The sequence below is a fragment of the Verrucosispora sp. NA02020 genome (assembly GCF_013364215.1).
In the GTDB taxonomy this organism is placed as follows: domain Bacteria; phylum Actinomycetota; class Actinomycetes; order Mycobacteriales; family Micromonosporaceae; genus Micromonospora.
In genome coordinates this window covers 3,061,737-3,076,809 of sequence record NZ_CP054923.1, presented here as the reverse complement: position 1 = coordinate 3,076,809, position 15,073 = coordinate 3,061,737, and the positions used below count along the sequence as shown (strand labels likewise).

13 protein-coding genes are annotated in these 15,073 nt (G+C 71.5%); 4 read left to right on the top strand and 9 right to left on the bottom strand.

Annotated elements, in window-relative coordinates; all coding sequences use genetic code 11:
* Position 1 precedes the first annotated feature (1 nt).
* The gene (locus tag HUT12_RS13430) at positions 2 to 1,504 is read left to right on the top strand and encodes a class I adenylate-forming enzyme family protein (protein WP_176093587.1); all 1,503 of its coding nucleotides are present in this window, start codon (positions 2 to 4) and stop codon (positions 1,502 to 1,504) included.
* On the opposite strand, the gene HUT12_RS13425 is transcribed toward HUT12_RS13430, so the two are convergent.
* The gene (locus HUT12_RS13425) at positions 1,457 to 2,356 is read right to left on the bottom strand and encodes a PHP domain-containing protein (protein WP_176093586.1); all 900 of its coding nucleotides are present in this window, start codon (positions 2,354 to 2,356) and stop codon (positions 1,457 to 1,459) included. The two genes, HUT12_RS13430 and HUT12_RS13425, sit on opposite strands and share 48 nt — an antisense overlap.
* Positions 2,346 to 3,290, bottom strand: coding sequence for an NAD(P)-dependent oxidoreductase (locus tag HUT12_RS13420; RefSeq protein ID WP_176093585.1), 945 nt, complete (start codon positions 3,288 to 3,290; stop codon positions 2,346 to 2,348). Before HUT12_RS13420 ends, HUT12_RS13425 begins: the two co-directional genes overlap by 11 nt.
* Before the next feature lie 119 nt (positions 3,291 to 3,409).
* On the opposite strand from HUT12_RS13420, the gene HUT12_RS13415 reads away from it, so the two are divergent.
* Complete coding sequence (locus HUT12_RS13415) at positions 3,410 to 4,831, top strand: sulfatase-like hydrolase/transferase (RefSeq protein ID WP_176093584.1); 1,422 nt, start codon at positions 3,410 to 3,412, stop codon at positions 4,829 to 4,831.
* 31 nt (positions 4,832 to 4,862) lie between these two features.
* Here HUT12_RS13415 and HUT12_RS13410 read toward each other — a convergent pair whose 3' ends face one another.
* Positions 4,863 to 6,494, bottom strand: coding sequence for a radical SAM protein (locus HUT12_RS13410; RefSeq protein WP_176093583.1), 1,632 nt, complete (start codon positions 6,492 to 6,494; stop codon positions 4,863 to 4,865).
* A gap of 61 nt (positions 6,495 to 6,555) precedes the next feature.
* Positions 6,556 to 7,311 carry a phytanoyl-CoA dioxygenase family protein gene (locus tag HUT12_RS13405; RefSeq protein ID WP_161594865.1) on the bottom strand — a complete coding sequence of 252 codons (756 nt, stop codon included), beginning with the start codon at positions 7,309 to 7,311 and terminating at the stop codon, positions 6,556 to 6,558.
* A gap of 212 nt (positions 7,312 to 7,523) precedes the next feature.
* Here HUT12_RS13405 and HUT12_RS13400 point away from each other — a divergent pair, with 212 nt between their 5' ends.
* On the top strand, positions 7,524 to 8,717 hold the full coding sequence (locus HUT12_RS13400) for a DUF455 family protein (RefSeq protein WP_176093582.1): 1,194 nt from the start codon (positions 7,524 to 7,526) through the stop codon (positions 8,715 to 8,717).
* Here the strand turns inward: HUT12_RS13400 and HUT12_RS13395 are convergent.
* Genes HUT12_RS13395 through HUT12_RS13380 form a run of 4 tightly spaced genes read right to left on the bottom strand, consistent with a single transcriptional unit; the run spans position 8,662 to position 12,832 of the window.
* The gene (locus tag HUT12_RS13395; RefSeq protein WP_176093581.1) at positions 8,662 to 9,528 is read right to left on the bottom strand and encodes an HAD family hydrolase; all 867 of its coding nucleotides are present in this window, start codon (positions 9,526 to 9,528) and stop codon (positions 8,662 to 8,664) included. The genes HUT12_RS13400 and HUT12_RS13395 overlap by 56 nt on opposite strands.
* Positions 9,529 to 9,577: 49 nt before the next feature.
* Positions 9,578 to 10,375, bottom strand: coding sequence for an energy-coupling factor transporter transmembrane protein EcfT (locus HUT12_RS13390; protein ID WP_176093580.1), 798 nt, complete (start codon positions 10,373 to 10,375; stop codon positions 9,578 to 9,580).
* Entirely contained in the window at positions 10,372 to 12,054 is a 1,683-nt protein-coding gene (locus tag HUT12_RS13385) for an ABC transporter ATP-binding protein (RefSeq protein ID WP_131050872.1), read from the bottom strand. The genes HUT12_RS13390 and HUT12_RS13385 overlap by 4 nt, the downstream gene beginning before the upstream one ends.
* Positions 12,055 to 12,061: 7 nt before the next feature.
* Positions 12,062 to 12,832: a QueT transporter family protein gene (locus HUT12_RS13380; protein WP_131050871.1), complete on the bottom strand. Its 771-nt coding sequence runs from the start codon at positions 12,830 to 12,832 to the stop codon at positions 12,062 to 12,064.
* 146 nt (positions 12,833 to 12,978) lie between these two features.
* Here HUT12_RS13380 and HUT12_RS13375 point away from each other — a divergent pair, with 146 nt between their 5' ends.
* Positions 12,979 to 14,151: a sulfatase gene (locus HUT12_RS13375; RefSeq protein WP_201272240.1), complete on the top strand. Its 1,173-nt coding sequence runs from the start codon at positions 12,979 to 12,981 to the stop codon at positions 14,149 to 14,151.
* A gap of 65 nt (positions 14,152 to 14,216) precedes the next feature.
* Here HUT12_RS13375 and HUT12_RS13370 read toward each other — a convergent pair whose 3' ends face one another.
* Positions 14,217 to 14,969, bottom strand: coding sequence for a class I SAM-dependent methyltransferase (locus HUT12_RS13370; protein WP_201272239.1), 753 nt, complete (start codon positions 14,967 to 14,969; stop codon positions 14,217 to 14,219).
* Positions 14,970 to 15,073: the final 104 nt, after the last annotated feature.

Here is a 15,073-nt window from a genome sequence, read left to right as displayed (position 1 = left end):
TATGATCCATTCCGAGAAGCTGTCAACGACGGCCCCGACGATCCGCATCGGCGACCGGATCAGGGAGTTGGCCGCCCGGCATCCCGAGCGAACGGCGGTCATCGTGCCGGACGCCGTCGGGACCGCCGCGCTGACCTGGGGCGAACTGGACCGCACCAGTGACGCGGCGGCCGGTCGACTGGCAGCCGCCGGAGTGGGCCCGGGCGTGCTCGTCGCAGTGCGCCTGCCGATGGGTCTGGACCACGTGGTGGCCACCCTGGCCGCCTGGAAGCTGAGCGCCACCGTGCTGCCCCTGGATCCCGAGTCGACCGAACGGGAGTTCGCCGTGCTGCTCGACACGGCCCACCCCGCCGTCGTGGTGGACACCGCTCCGCACGACGCGGTGACCACCGTGCCGGCGGCCGAGCTGTGGACGGCACCGCAGGTCGACCCCGCGGCGTTCCCCGCCGGCACCCCGCGCTCCGCGCACGCCACCGGCGGCAGCACCGGACGCCCCCGGATCATCCTGCGCCGCCCCGACTGGGTGTACCCGGCCGACGACTTCCCGTCGGCCGGCGACCGGGCGGTGGGCCTGGACGTCGGGCAGGTCCAGCTCGCCATGATCCCGCTGCACCACGCGGGGTTCACGAAGCTCTACCACGGCCTGGCGCTCGGCCACACCGTGGTGCTGGTGCCGCAGGTGGTGCCGGCCCGCATCCCCGAGCTGATCGAACGGCACCGGGTCAACTACTTCATCATCGTGCCCAGCCTGATGCGCCGGCTGCTGGCCGTGCCGGCACTGCGCGAGGTCGACGTCTCCTCGGTGACCACCGTGCACCAGAGTTCGGCGGGTGCCCCGCCGGAGCTCAAGCGCGCCTGGATGGAGGTGTTCCCGCCGGAGACCCTCTACGAGGGCTACTCCAGCCAGGAGCGCATCGGCGCGTTGTGGATCCGGGGCGACGAGTGGTTGCGGCACCCGGGCAGCGTCGGGCGACCGGTGGACTGCGAGGTGCGGGTGTACCGCGAGGACGGTGGCGTCGCGGCGGCGGGCGAGGTGGGGGAGGTGTTCCTGCGCTCCCGCTTCACCCGGCAGCCCAGCTACCTCGGCGACGGGCCGGCGCTGCCGGAGCGGGACGGCTTCATGAGCCTCGGCGACGCCGGCTTCCTCGACGAGGAGGGCTACCTGCACATCGTCGGTCGGCGCGCCGAAATGATCAACGTCGGCGGGGTGAAGGTCTATCCGGCCGAGGTGGAGGAGGTGCTGCGTCAACACCCCGGCGTCGCGGACGTGGCCGTCGCCGCCCGCCCGCACGCCGTACTCGGGCAGGCCGTCCACGCGGTGGTGGTCCCGGCGGTCGCCGACGCGCCACCGGCGAAGGCGGACCTGCGGCGGCACTGCCAGCTACTGCTCTCCACCGCGAAGATGCCGCTGACCTACGAGTTCCGGGAGGCGATCCCGCACACCGACACCGGCAAGCTACGCCGCTCCACCCTGGTCGGCTCGCCCGCTGCCACCAGCGGCTGAGCGCGGCGACCGGACCGGATCCTCCGGCCGGACGATCCGGTCCGCCAGCCGCTCCAGGTAGCGCGGGTCCACCGGCACCGGCGGCGGCTGGTACCTCGGATAGCCGTGGTGATCCCGCCCGGTGCAGGCCGGAATGCCGGTCTCGGCGCAGAGCGCGGCCCACTCGGCGGTGGCGTGGCTGTCGTGCCGAGGGGTGTGCACCTCGATCGCGTCGAGCAGCGGCAGCACCGCCCGCATCCGCTCCGGGCTGCGGGAGCGCCCCGGGTGCGCCCACACCAGCAGCCCGCCCGCGTGGTGCACCACCTCGGCGATCTCCGCCGGCTCCGGCATCCCCGCGTACGCCTCGGGGGGCTGTCGGGCCAACGCCGCGTCGATGATCTGCCATACCTGCGGGTGGGTCGCCCGACCGGTCCGGATCACGTCCCGCGCCACACTGTGCGGCATGACGAGGGCGTCGCTGTCGTCGTACGCGGCGCTCTCCGGCACCGTCACCCCGGCCTCGCGCAGCGCCGCCCGGGCGGCCAGCGCGTCCCGTCGCCAGATCCGCCGGTTGGTCGCCAGCAACGCGGCCAGGTCGGGGTCGTCGGCGCGTACGCCGTGCGCCAGCAGGTGGTTGTCGTGCCGGACCGGAGCCGCCGTGATCTCCACACCGACCACGTAGGACAGACCGAGCTCGGCGGCCCGGGCCGCCGCGGCGGCGGTGCCGGCCAGCGTGTCGTGGTCGGTCAACGACACCAGCTCCACACCGGCGCGGGCCTGCACGGTCACCAGCTCGGCGGGACGGTTCCAGCCGTCCGACAGTCGGGAGTGCCCGTGCAGGTCGGCGACGACCCCGGCCGGCTCAGTCAGCACGCAGGTGCCATTCCGCCTGGGCCCGGACCCCGTCGCGCAGCCCGACCCGGGGCGTCCAGCCCAACAGCTCCCGCGCCCGGTCGATGCACCCGCCGGTGCGGGACACGTCGCCCGGGGGCGCCCCGCCGTCGCGCACCCGTACGGGGCGGCCGGTCACCTCCTCGACGAGCCCGATCAGGTCGGTCAGGGAACGTGCCGACCCGCCGGCCACGTTCAACACGTAGCCGGGCGGCACCGGACGCGTCCCGGCGGCCATCGTCGCGGCCACCACGTCGTCGACGTAGGTGAAGTCGCGCACCTGCCCACCGCTGCCGTAGACCGGGAACTCCCGGCCGGTGGCCAGGGCGTCGAACATCCGGTGCAGCGCCATGTCCGGCCGCTGCCGGGGCCCGTAGACGGTGAAGTACCGCAGCACCACGGTGGGCACCCGGCGCAGGTCGGCGTAGACCCGGCACAGGTGTTCCGCGGCCAGCTTGGTGACGCCGTACGGGCTGACCGGGCGTGCCGGGGCGTCCTCCGGCGTCGGCCACCGGTGCCCCTCGCCGTACACCGAGGAACTGGAGGCCATCACGACCCGGGGGGCCGGATCGGTCGCGGCGGCGGCCTCCAGCACCCGCTGCGTGACGAGCACGTTGTGCGTCACGTAGTCGCCGAACCCGCTGCCCCAGGAGGTACGCACCCCGGGCTGACCGGCCAGGTGGAAGACCACCTCCACCCCGTCCAGCAGCGGGGCGGTCGGCGTGCTGGCGAGGTCGACGGTCACCAGCTCGAAACGGGGGTGGTGGCGGACCGTGGCCAGGTTGGCCAGTTTCGTCGCGGGCGGATAGCCGGAGGTGAGGCAGTCGACGCCGCGCACCTCGTCGCCGCGCGCGAGCAGCCGCTCCACCAGATGGCTGCCGATGAAGCCGGCCGCTCCGGTCACCAGGACGCGCATCAACGTCCTCGACGCCGGTGTCGCCGACCGTTGTAGATCGAGATCATCGGCATGATAATAGTGGAATCGATCGATGCCGTCGACCAGTCCCGGCACGCCGGACCAAGGATCGGAGCACCGTGGGCGAGCAGCCGTACGACCACATCGTCTTCGTCTCAATCGACACCCTGCGCGGCGACGCGATCGCCGCCAACCCGTTGAACCTCTGGCGTCGGCGCTTCCCGGATCTGGCGGCACCACCCACCGCCGTCCTCGACGACCTCGTCGGCCGGGGTGCCTTCTTCCCGAACACGATCACCGCCGCCCCCTACACGGCCGCCGCACACGGCGCGCTGCTCACCGGGCGCTACCCCCTGCACAACGGCCTGCACGAGTTCTACAACGGCCGGCTGCGGGCACCGTCGATCTTCACCCACGGCAAGCGGGCCGGCAGACAGACCATCATGAAGGTCGACTTCCCGATCATCCTCGGCCCCGAACTCGGCTTCACCGGGGACGTCGACGTCTACCTCGACGAGGACGACGACGCCTTCGTCGACGCCGTCGCCGCCTCCGAGGGCTGTGTGGCACTGGCCCACTTCGGTGGCGTGCACACCCCGTACGGCTTCCACAACCTCCGCTTCGGCGGCCAGGCATTCCGCGACAAGGTCGACGAACTGGAGGCCATGCTGCCCACGGAGAAGCCGGCGTTCGTCGACCGGCTCGTGGAGAGCCACCGCGACCCGGAGGACGCCGAACTGCTGTTCCGCTACAAGCGGGCCGCCGGCCACCTCTACGAGACCGGCGCGTACGACCTGCTGATGCAGCTCTACCTGGACGGCGTCGCGCACTTCCTGACCACCCGGCTGGAGCCCTTCCTCGACCGGCTCACCCGCCGGGTCGCCGCCACCGGTCGGCGCATGCTGCTGGTCGTCTTCAGCGACCACGGCGAGGAGTTCGACGAGCACACCAACGGCCACTTCAACTCGATGGCCGAGGCGGTGCTGCGGGTACCCGTCGTCCTGGTCGGCGACGGTGTCGCCGCCGGCCTGCACAGGGACCGGATCCGCACCGTCGACATCGTGCCCACCGTGCTCGACCTCGCCGGTCTGCGGCCGGCGGCGGACGACGCCCTGGACGGTCGTAGCCTGGCCGACGCGGCCCGGGGCAGCGGTGGCCCACCTCCCGACGCGGAGGCCCTCGCCGAGGCGTACACCTCCGACCTCGGGGAGTTCATCGCCTTCCAGGAACGCCAGCGGGCCGGCGAGGCGCAGGGCCCACTGCGTCACGTCCTGGTCGGGCAGGCCGCCTACCAGGGCCGGCACCGCCTCGTCCGGGTCCCCCGCAGATACCGCAAGTCCTTCGCCGGCATCGACGAGGTGGAGACCGCCTGGGTCGAGCGGTTCGACGACGACCTGGTGCCACACGTCGATCCCACCGCCGACGACGGCGACCTCCGGGCGCTGCTGGACGCCTACACGCTGGCCCGGACCACCCCGGAGCCGGTACCCGCCACCGTCGACATCCGCGCCCAGCTCCGGTCCCTCGGGTACGCGATCTGACCGGTCGCGGTGCACAGGCACCGCGACCGGCTCACCCGGCCGGAGCCGGCTGCACCGACACCCCCTCCCGCGCCAGCTCGTCGAGGATCCCCACGATCCTCGGTCGGGCCCGGCGCGGGTCCGGCTCGGTCGTGGGCAGCATGGCCAGACGCTCCACCAGCTTCTCCAGCCGGAAGTTCGTCCGGGCGTCACGCCAGGGGATCAGCGGTGTCTCGTAGTCCTTCTGCCAGAGCAGGTGCACGGCGGTGTCGCTGCCCCACCGCACCTCCTCCAGCGTCTGCCGCCACAGCCGCCGCGCCTGGTGGATGTCCATGCCGTGGTGCCGCCAGGAGTAGTCCGGTGCCTCCGGGTCGTCGACCTCGATACCGAGCTGCTCGGCGTCCTCCCAGACCGGCATCGTCTCGTCCTGGAGCGAGAAGATGCTCAGGGTGAAGTGGCCGGCGTACTCGTCCCGCAGGAAGGTGGACGTCTCGCCGAAGTCGTCGGGCGTCTCCCCGGGATAACCGAGGATGAACGAGCACCGGTAGCCCAGGTCGCTGCGGGACAGCAACTGGAAGGCGCGGCGGTTGGCGGCGGCGGTCACCTGCTTCTTCATCAGCGTCAGCGTCCGGTCGCTCATCGACTCGAAGCCGATGGACAGCCACCGGCAGTGCGCGGCGAGCAGCCGGTCGACCGTCTCCGCGTCCCGGATGGCGTTGGCCCGGGCGAACGCCTCCCAGCCGATGCCCACCTCCGGCAGCAGGTCGAACAGTTCCCGCAGACGGGTCGGCGGCACCGTGAAGGTCGAGTCGGAAGCCCTGATGTGTCGGGCCCCGTTGACCTCGGCGTACCCGGCCCAGTCGGTGGCGATCTTCTTCGCCGACTTGTACCGCCACTTGGGCGAGGCGGCCGGGAACGAGCAGAACTTGCAGCTGAACGGGCACCCGCGCATCGACTCGTACGGCACGATCGGGCGGCGCCCCCGCATGGTGGGGGAGGGGTGCGCCTCGATGTCCACGTACCGGAAGTCGGTGTGCGCGATGCGACCGTCGTCGGTGCGTACCACCAGGTTCGGCACGTCGCGCCAGTCACCGCCGCCCGCGACGGCCCGCAGCAGCAGCGGCAACGCCTCCTCCGCGTCGCCGCGCACCACGCAGGTGACCTCCGGGTGGGCCGCCATGATCTTCAGATACTTCAGGTTGCTGTACTGACCGCCCAGCACGATCGGCACCCCGGGGAAGCGGTCCACGGCCCACCGGATCGCCCGGGACATCGAGCGGTGGTCCCAGACGAAGGTGGTGGAGAGGAGCACCACGTGCACCTGGGCCGACGGGGTGACCGGCTCCCGGTCACCCTGCCAGACCCCGGACAGGTCGAACGCCTCGTAGTCCGTGTCGGCGGCATCGAGAATGGACTCCAGCGTGGTCGTGGTCAGGTGCGGCACCGGCGCGGCGGTGATCCCGTCGAGCCCGTCGATGCGCAGCGAGCTGGACCCCCGCCCGCGCGCCGGGCGCAGCAACGGGTGCCGACGACCCTCGCGCTCGAAGCCCAGGTCGGCCAGGGTCAGGTGGGGGTAGTAGTCGGTGCGGAGGCGGTCCACGCTGTCCGGGTCGAACAGCGTGCCGCGCAGCACCCCCTCGTTCATGAAGGCCGGGCCGAGCCCTGACAGCAGCAGTGCGGTCATCGCGTTCCTCTCGACGGTGGTGCGCCCGTCGGTGGGCGACGGGCGCGCCGGCAGCGGAGGGTCAGCGCACGAAGCGGTCGGTGGGGTCCTCGTGGTGCGGCAAGCAGTACGGCGGCTCCAACAACGCCTGCTGACGGGGACTCAGGGACTGCCGCAGCTCGGCCGCCCAATCCAGATAGACCTTGCTCCACGCGAGATGCCCCGGCGCGTACTTGAACATGACCGACCGGCGTTCGTGGTCGGCGTGCCAGGGGTGGGTGCCGTGCGCCATCGCCCCGTTGAAGACCAGCACGTCACCGGCGGCCATCGGCACGTGGTGCACCGCCTCGGCCCGGTAGTCCCAGGACTTCGGCAGCGGGTGGTTGCTCTTGTGGCTGCCCGGGATGCACACGAAGCCGCCCTGACCGGCCAGCATGTCGGTGAGTGCCCAACTGACCGTGATCACGCCGTTGGCCATCCGGCCGTGGTGGAAGTGGTAGAACTCCGACTGGCCGTCGGCTTCGAGCGCCCCGCCGTGCAGGGGCAGGCCCGTGGTGCCGGCCCGCATCCGGATGCCGTAGTAGCGGTCCAGCCGGGGCCGTGGCAGCAGGGTGGTCACGACGGGGAAGACCCGCTCGTGGTCGAGCAGGTCGGTGAAGGCCGGCCCCCAGCTCAGGAAGCCGGAGAAGATCTGGTCGGCGAACGTGTCACCGGGCGGCGGAAGCTCCTGGCCGTCGATGATCCGGTTGACCTCACCCAGTTGCTCCGGGTCGAGCACCTCGCGGAGGACCACGAAGCCCCGCAGGTCGAACAGAAAGCGCTCCTCATCGGTGAGCACCTCGTCACATCCTCTCCCGAACCGCCATCACAAAGATCGATGGTAGACGAAGTCCGAACGCGACACGACAGTTACTCCCATGGATGTGTCGCTCTTGCCTCGGCCCCCGCGACGCGCTGTAGGATCCGCCCTCAGAGGGATGCGGACGGCCCACGGCGTCGCGTAGCCGCACGGCCCGACCGGCAGGATCGAACGCTCGGGGAGGTTCCCGCTTGGATCCGGAGTTCGTGCCACAGGGACTCGACCTCAGCCAGAACCGGCGGGCGCTGGCGACGATCCGGGACGCCATGGAACAGACCATGGGGCTCGCCGCGAGCGTCCTGGTCCGGATCCCGGCCACCGATCAGAAGCTGGCGCTGTCGCGGGAGATCTGGGCGCTGGCCCAGGGTGCACAGCTCATCGACGAGCGGATCGGCACACTGCGCACCCGCACCTCCGACGGTGTCACCCCGGACACCGCCCAGGTGCGCCTGCTCAACCGGCTGACCCGGATGTCCGACCCGGGGCGGCAACGGACGGCGTTGGTCGGTGTCTGCTACCCCGACCTGCGGGACCAGGTCTTCCAGCACCGGTCCCGACTGTTGAGCGCCGCCGACGAGACCACCGTCGCGTGCCTCACCGACGTGCTGCACCGCATCGACGTGCTGCCCTACGAGCCCACCCTCCGCCAGGACGTCCTGTCCCGACTGCCGACCGGACCCGTCGCGGACACCCCCTGCCCACCCCTTCCGGAGATCCCGGCACGACCCGGGCGCGAACCCGACCTGCGCGAGGGGCGGGCGGTGCCCCCGGACGGACCGGGCCGCTACGGCACGATCCTCTACGACATGGCGTACCGCATCGAGCTGTGCGCGACCGAGGTGTGCGCGGCGGTCCTGGCCCACCACCCCGAGGCGCCGTGGGGTCTGCGCTACGACCTCGCCAAGCAGATCCGGGACGAGGCCCGCCACTTCGAGCTGTTCATGCAGCGGGCCCACGAGTGCGGGCTGGCCCCCGGCGACCAACCGGTGCAGTACGAGGTGTGGGACAAGTTCGCCCTCGGCCGCGACCTCGCGGAACGGCTCATCATCGAACAGCGGATCGGTGAGGGCGCGGCGCTCGACAGTGCGGAGAACGTCCACCGTCGACTCAAGGCCGACGGCGAGGACCACATCGCGATGGTGTTCGAGTACATCACCGCCGACGAGGTGACCCACGTCGCCAACGGCAACCGCTGGCTCCGGCACCTCCTGGGCAGCGAAGAGGCCGTCCAGGAGGCCGAGGAACGGGTGTACCGACTCCTGGAGGCCAACGACGCCGGAGCGCCCTACAAACACCCGATCAACACCGACGCCCGTCGGCTCTCCGGCTTCAGTCCCGCCGAGTTGGCGCGGCTGCGGCGGCGGACCGGGGACGGGGAGCACTGACCGCCGGTCGGGGCGGGCCGACCGGCCACCACCGCTCCAACACGCCGGCCACACCGTCCTCGCTGTTGGACCCGACCACCTCGTCCGCGATCGCCCGGACGTCGGGATGGGCGTTCTCGACCGCGTAGGACCGCCCGGCCCACTCCATCATCGGCAGGTCGTTCGGCATGTCACCGAAGGCGATCACCTCGGACCGGTCGATGCCGAGTTCCTCGGCGAGCGCGGCCAGCGCGGTGGCCTTGGTGACACCGAGCGCGGAGATCTCCATCCGGGCGTCACCCGAACCGTGGGTCACCACCGCGAGGTCGCCGACCGCCGGCCGGACGAGCGCGAACATCGCGTCCGCGCCGAGTTCGGCGTGCCGCACCAGGAGCTTCACCGCCGGTCGGGCGAGCACCACCGTCAGGTCCACGATGCTCACCTCGGGCAGATCGACGTCCCAGCGGGGCCGGTAACCGGGCTCGTGGACGAAGGCGTCACCGTACTCGGCCGCGAACGCCGCGTCCGGCAGGATCCGCCGGATGTTCTCGGCGACCGCCCGCAGGCACTCCACCTCCATCGGGTACGACCGCAACACCCGCTGCGTCGGTACGTCGTAGAGCATCGCCCCGTTCGCGCAGACCACCGGCCCACGGTGCGCCGTCTCCGCCAGCACCGGACGCAGCCAACGCGGTGGACGGCCGGTGACCAGGGCCAACGGTGTACCCGAGCGGGCCACCGCGGCCAACGCGCGACCGGTGCGGGCGGAGACCGTCTCGTCCGGGCGCAGCAGGGTCCCGTCCACGTCGGTGGCGATCAGGCGAGGCGTCATCGTGCTCCCTTCCGGCCGAGCCCGCGACACCACGGTCCCGGCCCGGCCGTCACAGCCGTCCGGGCAGCACCACGCCGTAACCGGACAGTCGAAGGTGTATCGCACCGGCCAGGATGATCGCCAGCCCGCCCAGCACGGCGACGTCCCGGGCGGTCATCACCGGGGTGCGGTAGCTGGTCCGGTCGCCGCGCACGGTGAACCCCCGGGCCTCCATCGCCAGCGACATCATCGACCCGTGTCGCAGCGCGTAGACGATCAACGGCACCACGACGGGCAGGAGCTGGCGGACCCGGCGTACCGGATTGCGACTGTCCGCCACGAAGCCCCGCGCCGTCTGCGCCTCGATCACGGTGCCCGTCGCGGTGATGAACGCCGGCACCAGGCGCAACGTGGTGGAGACGACGAACGCCACGGTGTACGGCAGGCGCAGGTGCACCAGCCCGACGGTGACGTCCTCGGTGCTGGTGCAGGAGACGAAGAGCGTACCGACCATCAGCACGACCACGAACCGCAGCGCGGCGGCGATGCCGTACAGCAGCGCCTCCCGGGTGACGCTGACCGGACCCAGCACGAACAGCGTGGTGGTGCCGTCGATGGTGAACTGCCACAGCACGACGTTGACCACGAACACCAGCAGGTAGACGTTGCGGAAGCGGCGCAGATTGCCCAGGCACCCCGCAACGGCGGAGAGCCCCAGCACGATCAGCCCGACCACCGCCACGTACCGGGGATCGTTGAAGGCGAACGGCAGTCCGGCCAGCGCGAGCAGGCCCAGCAGCTTGGCCCGCGGATCGAGGGCGTGCACCGGTGACGCGCGGTGGAGGTAGAGGCTCTTGTACACGGTCACCGACCTACTCGGAGGACAGCGGCGAGTTCGTCGACCGTGAGCGCGTCCACCCGCAGCTCGTCGGCGAGGTCCACCACGGGCGGCGGCAGCACCGACGCGGCGGCGAGCACGTCGCGACGCCGGAACACCACCTCGGGCGGCCCGTCGAGGACGATGCGCCCGTCGGTCATCACGACGAGCCGGTCGGCGTACTCGGCGACCAGGTTCGCGTGGTGGGTGACCATGACCACGGTCAGGTCGGCCCGGTTGAGGCGGCGCAGCAGCCGCATGACCGCCTGCTGCTGTCGTTCGTCGAGACCGGTGGTCGGCTCGTCCAGCACGATCACCCGGGGGCTCATGGCCAGCACCGCCGCCACGGCCAGGCGCTGCCGGTCGCCCTTGCGCAGCAGGAACGGGTCGGTCCGGCGCAGCTCGGTCAGACCGACGTCGGCCAGCGCGGCGTCCACCCGGTCGCGTACCTCGTCGTCGGGGAGACCGAAGTTGCGCGGCCCGAAGGCGATCTCGTCCGCCACGGTCGCCGAGAAGAGCTGGTGGTCGGGGTTCTGGAACACGTAGCCCACGTGGCGGGCCAGGTCGGCGCGGGGCAGCCCTCGCAGGTCCCGGCCCAGCACGTCGACCTGCCCCGCATCGGGGACGAGCAACCCGCTGAGCACCTTGGCCAGGGTCGTCTTGCCGGAACCGTTCCGCCCCATGATGGCGGTGAACTGTCCCTCGTGGATGTCCACCGACACGTCGCGCAGGGCCTGCGCCCGACCGTCGGGGTACTCGTGGTCGAGGTGTCGCGCGCTGACCACCGCCGGTCCGGGTGCCCCCCGCGCGCGGGCGGGCCCGGCCGAGGGGCGCAGCGATCCGATCAGCGGCACCGCCTCGGCCACGGTGAGGGCGATCTCGGGCAGCCCGAGCCGGTCGCACACGTCGGCGACCTGCGGTGGTCGGACCCCGTGCCGACGCAGCAGTGCGGGGTCCCGCAGGACGGTGTCGGCCGGGCCGTCCACCGCCACCTGACCGGCCTCCAGCAGCACCACCCGGTCCGCACCGGGTCCGCCGGGTGGGCCGAGCACCGCCTCGGTGTCGTGTTCCACCAGCACGAGGGTCCGAGGCCGACCGCGCCACCACCGCGCCGCACGGATCACCTCGACGCGGCTGGCCGCGTCGAGGTCGGTGGTCGGCTCGTCCAGGATCAGGATCTCCGGTTCGAGCGCCAGGGCCGCCGCCAGTGCCAGCCGTTGCTTCTGACCGCCCGAGAGCGTGGCCGGTTCCCGGTCGCGCAGCTCGGTCAGCCGGAGCAGGCGCAGGTAGTCCTCGACCCGCTGGCGCATCTCGGTCGTCTCGACCGCCAGGTTCTCCAGCCCGAACGCGAGCTCCAGGGTGACGCTGGTGGCGAAGAGCTGACTCTCGAAGTCCTGGAAGACGATGCCGATGTGCTGTGCCACCTCGGCGGCGGCCAGCTCGGCGAGATCCCGGCCGTCGAGGTGCACGGTGCCCTCCCGGCGCCCCCGGACACTGCGGGGGATCAGGCCGGTCAGCGCCATGGCGAGGGTGGACTTCCCGGCGCCCGCCGCACCCAGCAACGCGGTGAACTGCTGGGGCGGCAGGCGCAGGTCCACCCCGGTCAGTGCCGCCGTGGAGGACCGCCGATAGGTGAAGCCCAGTTGCTGCGCGGTCAGCGAGGAGGACATCGTCCCGTCAGAGGAGGAGCGAGCCGAGGAGCACCGCCACGAAGCCGACGCCCACGACGGGGGTGAGCAGGTCGGAACCGCCGAGCTGGATTCCGACGAGCCAGCCGGCGATGCCGCCGACCGCCACGAGCGCGGTGCCCAGCAGCGCGCGGGGTCCTCGGCCCGGTGGCTCGTCGAGATCCATGATCTCGTCCCAGGTCACGCCCATCGCCCGGACCCTCCGGTGCAGGAGGAGGTACAGCAGACCGCCGACCCAGTTGCCGATCACGAAGTTGGCGGCCAGGGTGACCGCGACCACCCGGAACGGCACGAAGCCGAGCAGGTCGAGGCCCCAGGCGAGCACGACCGCGCTCGCCGCCGCCGCGACCACACCGATGGCCAGGTAGGTCAGCACCGGGCGGACCCGGTCACCGGCCGGGGCGTCCTCGACGTCGGCGTCGAACTGCGCCGGACGGGGGCCGAAGCGGGACCAGAGGGTGAAACCGAGGTAGCCGAGCAGGGCGTTCGACAGGAAGCCGAATACCGAGCCGAGTGCCAGACTGCCCGTGAACAGGTCGCCGACAATGTTTCCGATGCCGAGGCCCCACGCGCCGGCCGGGCCGAACAGGATTCCGAAAACCATCGGGAAGATGGTGCGGATGGAGAAACTGAGGACGCCCGGCACCAGATCGATGCTGAACGGCGACAACGCGATGTACGCGGTCGCGTACAGAGCGGCAGTGACGGCCGTGAGGACCACCATCTGCGGGTATTTCCACATCAGGATGCACGACCGCATTGCGCCCCCCTAAGACGATCGCGACGAACATAACGCCAACGATGATCACCGTCAACGTGTCGACGTCGGACCACTTCTGCGGTCGTCAATGAAAGCATCGATAAGGTACGATCTCCCGACTGCCCGTAGCCAGCGAGGGGGTTCTCGTGGACCGGCCCAGTGTCCTTTTCGTCTCGCTCGACACCGTCCGCGCCGACGTCGCATATTCCGGGAAGTTCCCCGGCGTGGAGGGGCTCCGCCGCCGAGGCGTCACGTTCCGCCAGGCCGTGTCGTCCTGCCCGCTGACTCCGGTCAGCCACGCCACGGTCTTCACCGGCCTGCAACCACCGAACCACGGCGTCCGTCACCTGTTCCGTGAACAACTCCGCGCCGACGTGCCGACACTGGCCGAACGACTACGCGAGGTCGGCTACCGGACCGGCGCCGTCGTCTCCTGCCCGGGTCTCAACAAGTGGTACGGCATCGACCGCGGCTTCGACTTCTACGACGACGAGATCCCGCTGCTGCCCGACGGGCGGGACCCCCTCGCGGTCGGCGACGTGAAGCTGCGCGGGCTGGCCCTCAAGCGGGCGCCGATGGTCGCCGAGCGGGCCGGCGACTGGCTGGACGAACAGAACTCGCCCTTCTTCCTCTTCGCCCACTTCTTCGACGCGCACTGGCCGTACGAGCCGCCGGAGGACGTCGGCGTGGCCGTCGACAACCCCTACGAGGGCGAGGTCGCCTACAGCGACCACTACCTCGGAGTGCTGCTCGACCGGCTGGCTGCCGCCGGGCACGACATCGACTCGATGCTCGTCGTCTGCTTCTCCGACCACGGTGAGGACCTCGGCGGCTGGTATTCCAACGACCACGCGGGGGAGCGCGGGCACCCGTACGAGGAGGGGCACGGCTGCCTGCTGCACGACACCACCCAGCACGTGCCGATGATCTTCTCCGGACCGGGCGTGCCGGCCGGCCGCGAGTTCCACGAACAGGTGCGGCTGGTCGACATCATGCCCACCGTCCTGGACCTGCTGGGACTGCCGGAGACCCCCACCGACGGCGAGTCCATGACGTCGTTCTTCCGGGACCTGACCGGCACCTCCCGGCCCGCGTACTCGGAGACCTACTTCCCCGAGGAGAAGCGCGAGGCCAGTGACTACCGGGAACTGCGGGCGCTGGCGTCGATCCGCACCGACGGCCGCAGCAAGACGATCTGGCAGCCCGTGGAGGGCGGCGCCGTCGACTGGTACGACCTGACGACCGACCCGGACGAGTTCCACCCCGTCCCGTTGGTCTCCCCGACGGTCGCGCCGCCTGCCCCGCCGCTGGTGGACTGAGCACACCCGGCCTCCGGGGCGGCGGGGGAGCAGCACCCGTCGCCGGCCCGGAGGTCGCCCTCGCGTCAGTCCCCGGCCGGGCGCCCCGCCGCGACCTCGAAGAGCATCCGGTCGATGATCCGCCCGTCGGTCTGCTCCACCGCGTGCAGCCGGCGGAACTCCGGTGACATCGACCGGTACACCTGGCGGATCGCCTCCCTGGCGTCCTCGTCGATGGCGCCGTTGTCCGACCAGACGTCGACGTCCTCGACCGAGACGTACCTGCGGGTCTCCACGTCGCCGCAGCCCGCCTCGCGCAGCAGGTCCCCGAGGTCGCCCGGCAGGAAGAAGTGCCGCCGCACCGGGTTACGCAGCCGCAGGATCTCGAAGTACTCGTCGCGGTCGTCGGTGCCGTAGGCGCAGAGGTTGATCAGAACGACCCGGCCGCCCGGCCGCGTCACCCGGGTCATCTCGGTGACCGCGGCCGGCAACTCCATGAACTGGATGCCCTGCCGACAGACCGTGATGTCGAAGGAGTCGTCGGGGAAGGGCAGGTCCTCGGCGGGGGCGAGGACGAGGTCGTCCAGCGACGGCCGGGCCTGCTCCGCCATGGCCGCGGTCACGTCGACACCGACGAGCCGTGCCACCCGCCCGCTGAACAGCCGGGAGACCAGGCCGGTCCCGCAGGCCACGTCGAGCACCTCGTGCTCCGGCCGGGGCGAGGTCAGGTCGAGGACGAGACGGCCGAGCTCGGTGTCGGTGCACCAGGCGCTGGAGCGGTCGTAGCCCTGCGCCCGCGCGGTGAAGTGGTCGACGACGTCCTGATCGCTAATTGTCACTGCTCCCCCTGTCGTTTCCACAATTCGGGACCGGCCGCGACGGCGCGGGACCGCTGTGCGGTAGCGCGCGGCGGCGATGAGGAACCTCCGCAACGCTGCTGAGC

Excerpts from the sequence above, each read along its gene's own strand:
- HUT12_RS13430 (WP_176093587.1), top strand. The coding sequence starts at position 2 with ATGATCCATTCCGAGAAGCTGTCAACGACGGCCCCGACGATCCGCATC.
- HUT12_RS13420 (WP_176093585.1), bottom strand. The coding sequence starts at position 3,290 with ATGCGCGTCCTGGTGACCGGAGCGGCCGGCTTCATCGGCAGCCATCTG.
- HUT12_RS13410 (WP_176093583.1), bottom strand. The coding sequence starts at position 6,494 with ATGACCGCACTGCTGCTGTCAGGGCTCGGCCCGGCCTTCATGAACGAG.
- HUT12_RS13395 (WP_176093581.1), bottom strand. The coding sequence starts at position 9,528 with ATGACGCCTCGCCTGATCGCCACCGACGTGGACGGGACCCTGCTGCGC.
- HUT12_RS13385 (WP_131050872.1), bottom strand. The coding sequence starts at position 12,054 with ATGTCCTCCTCGCTGACCGCGCAGCAACTGGGCTTCACCTATCGGCGG.
- HUT12_RS13380 (WP_131050871.1), bottom strand. The coding sequence starts at position 12,832 with ATGCGGTCGTGCATCCTGATGTGGAAATACCCGCAGATGGTGGTCCTC.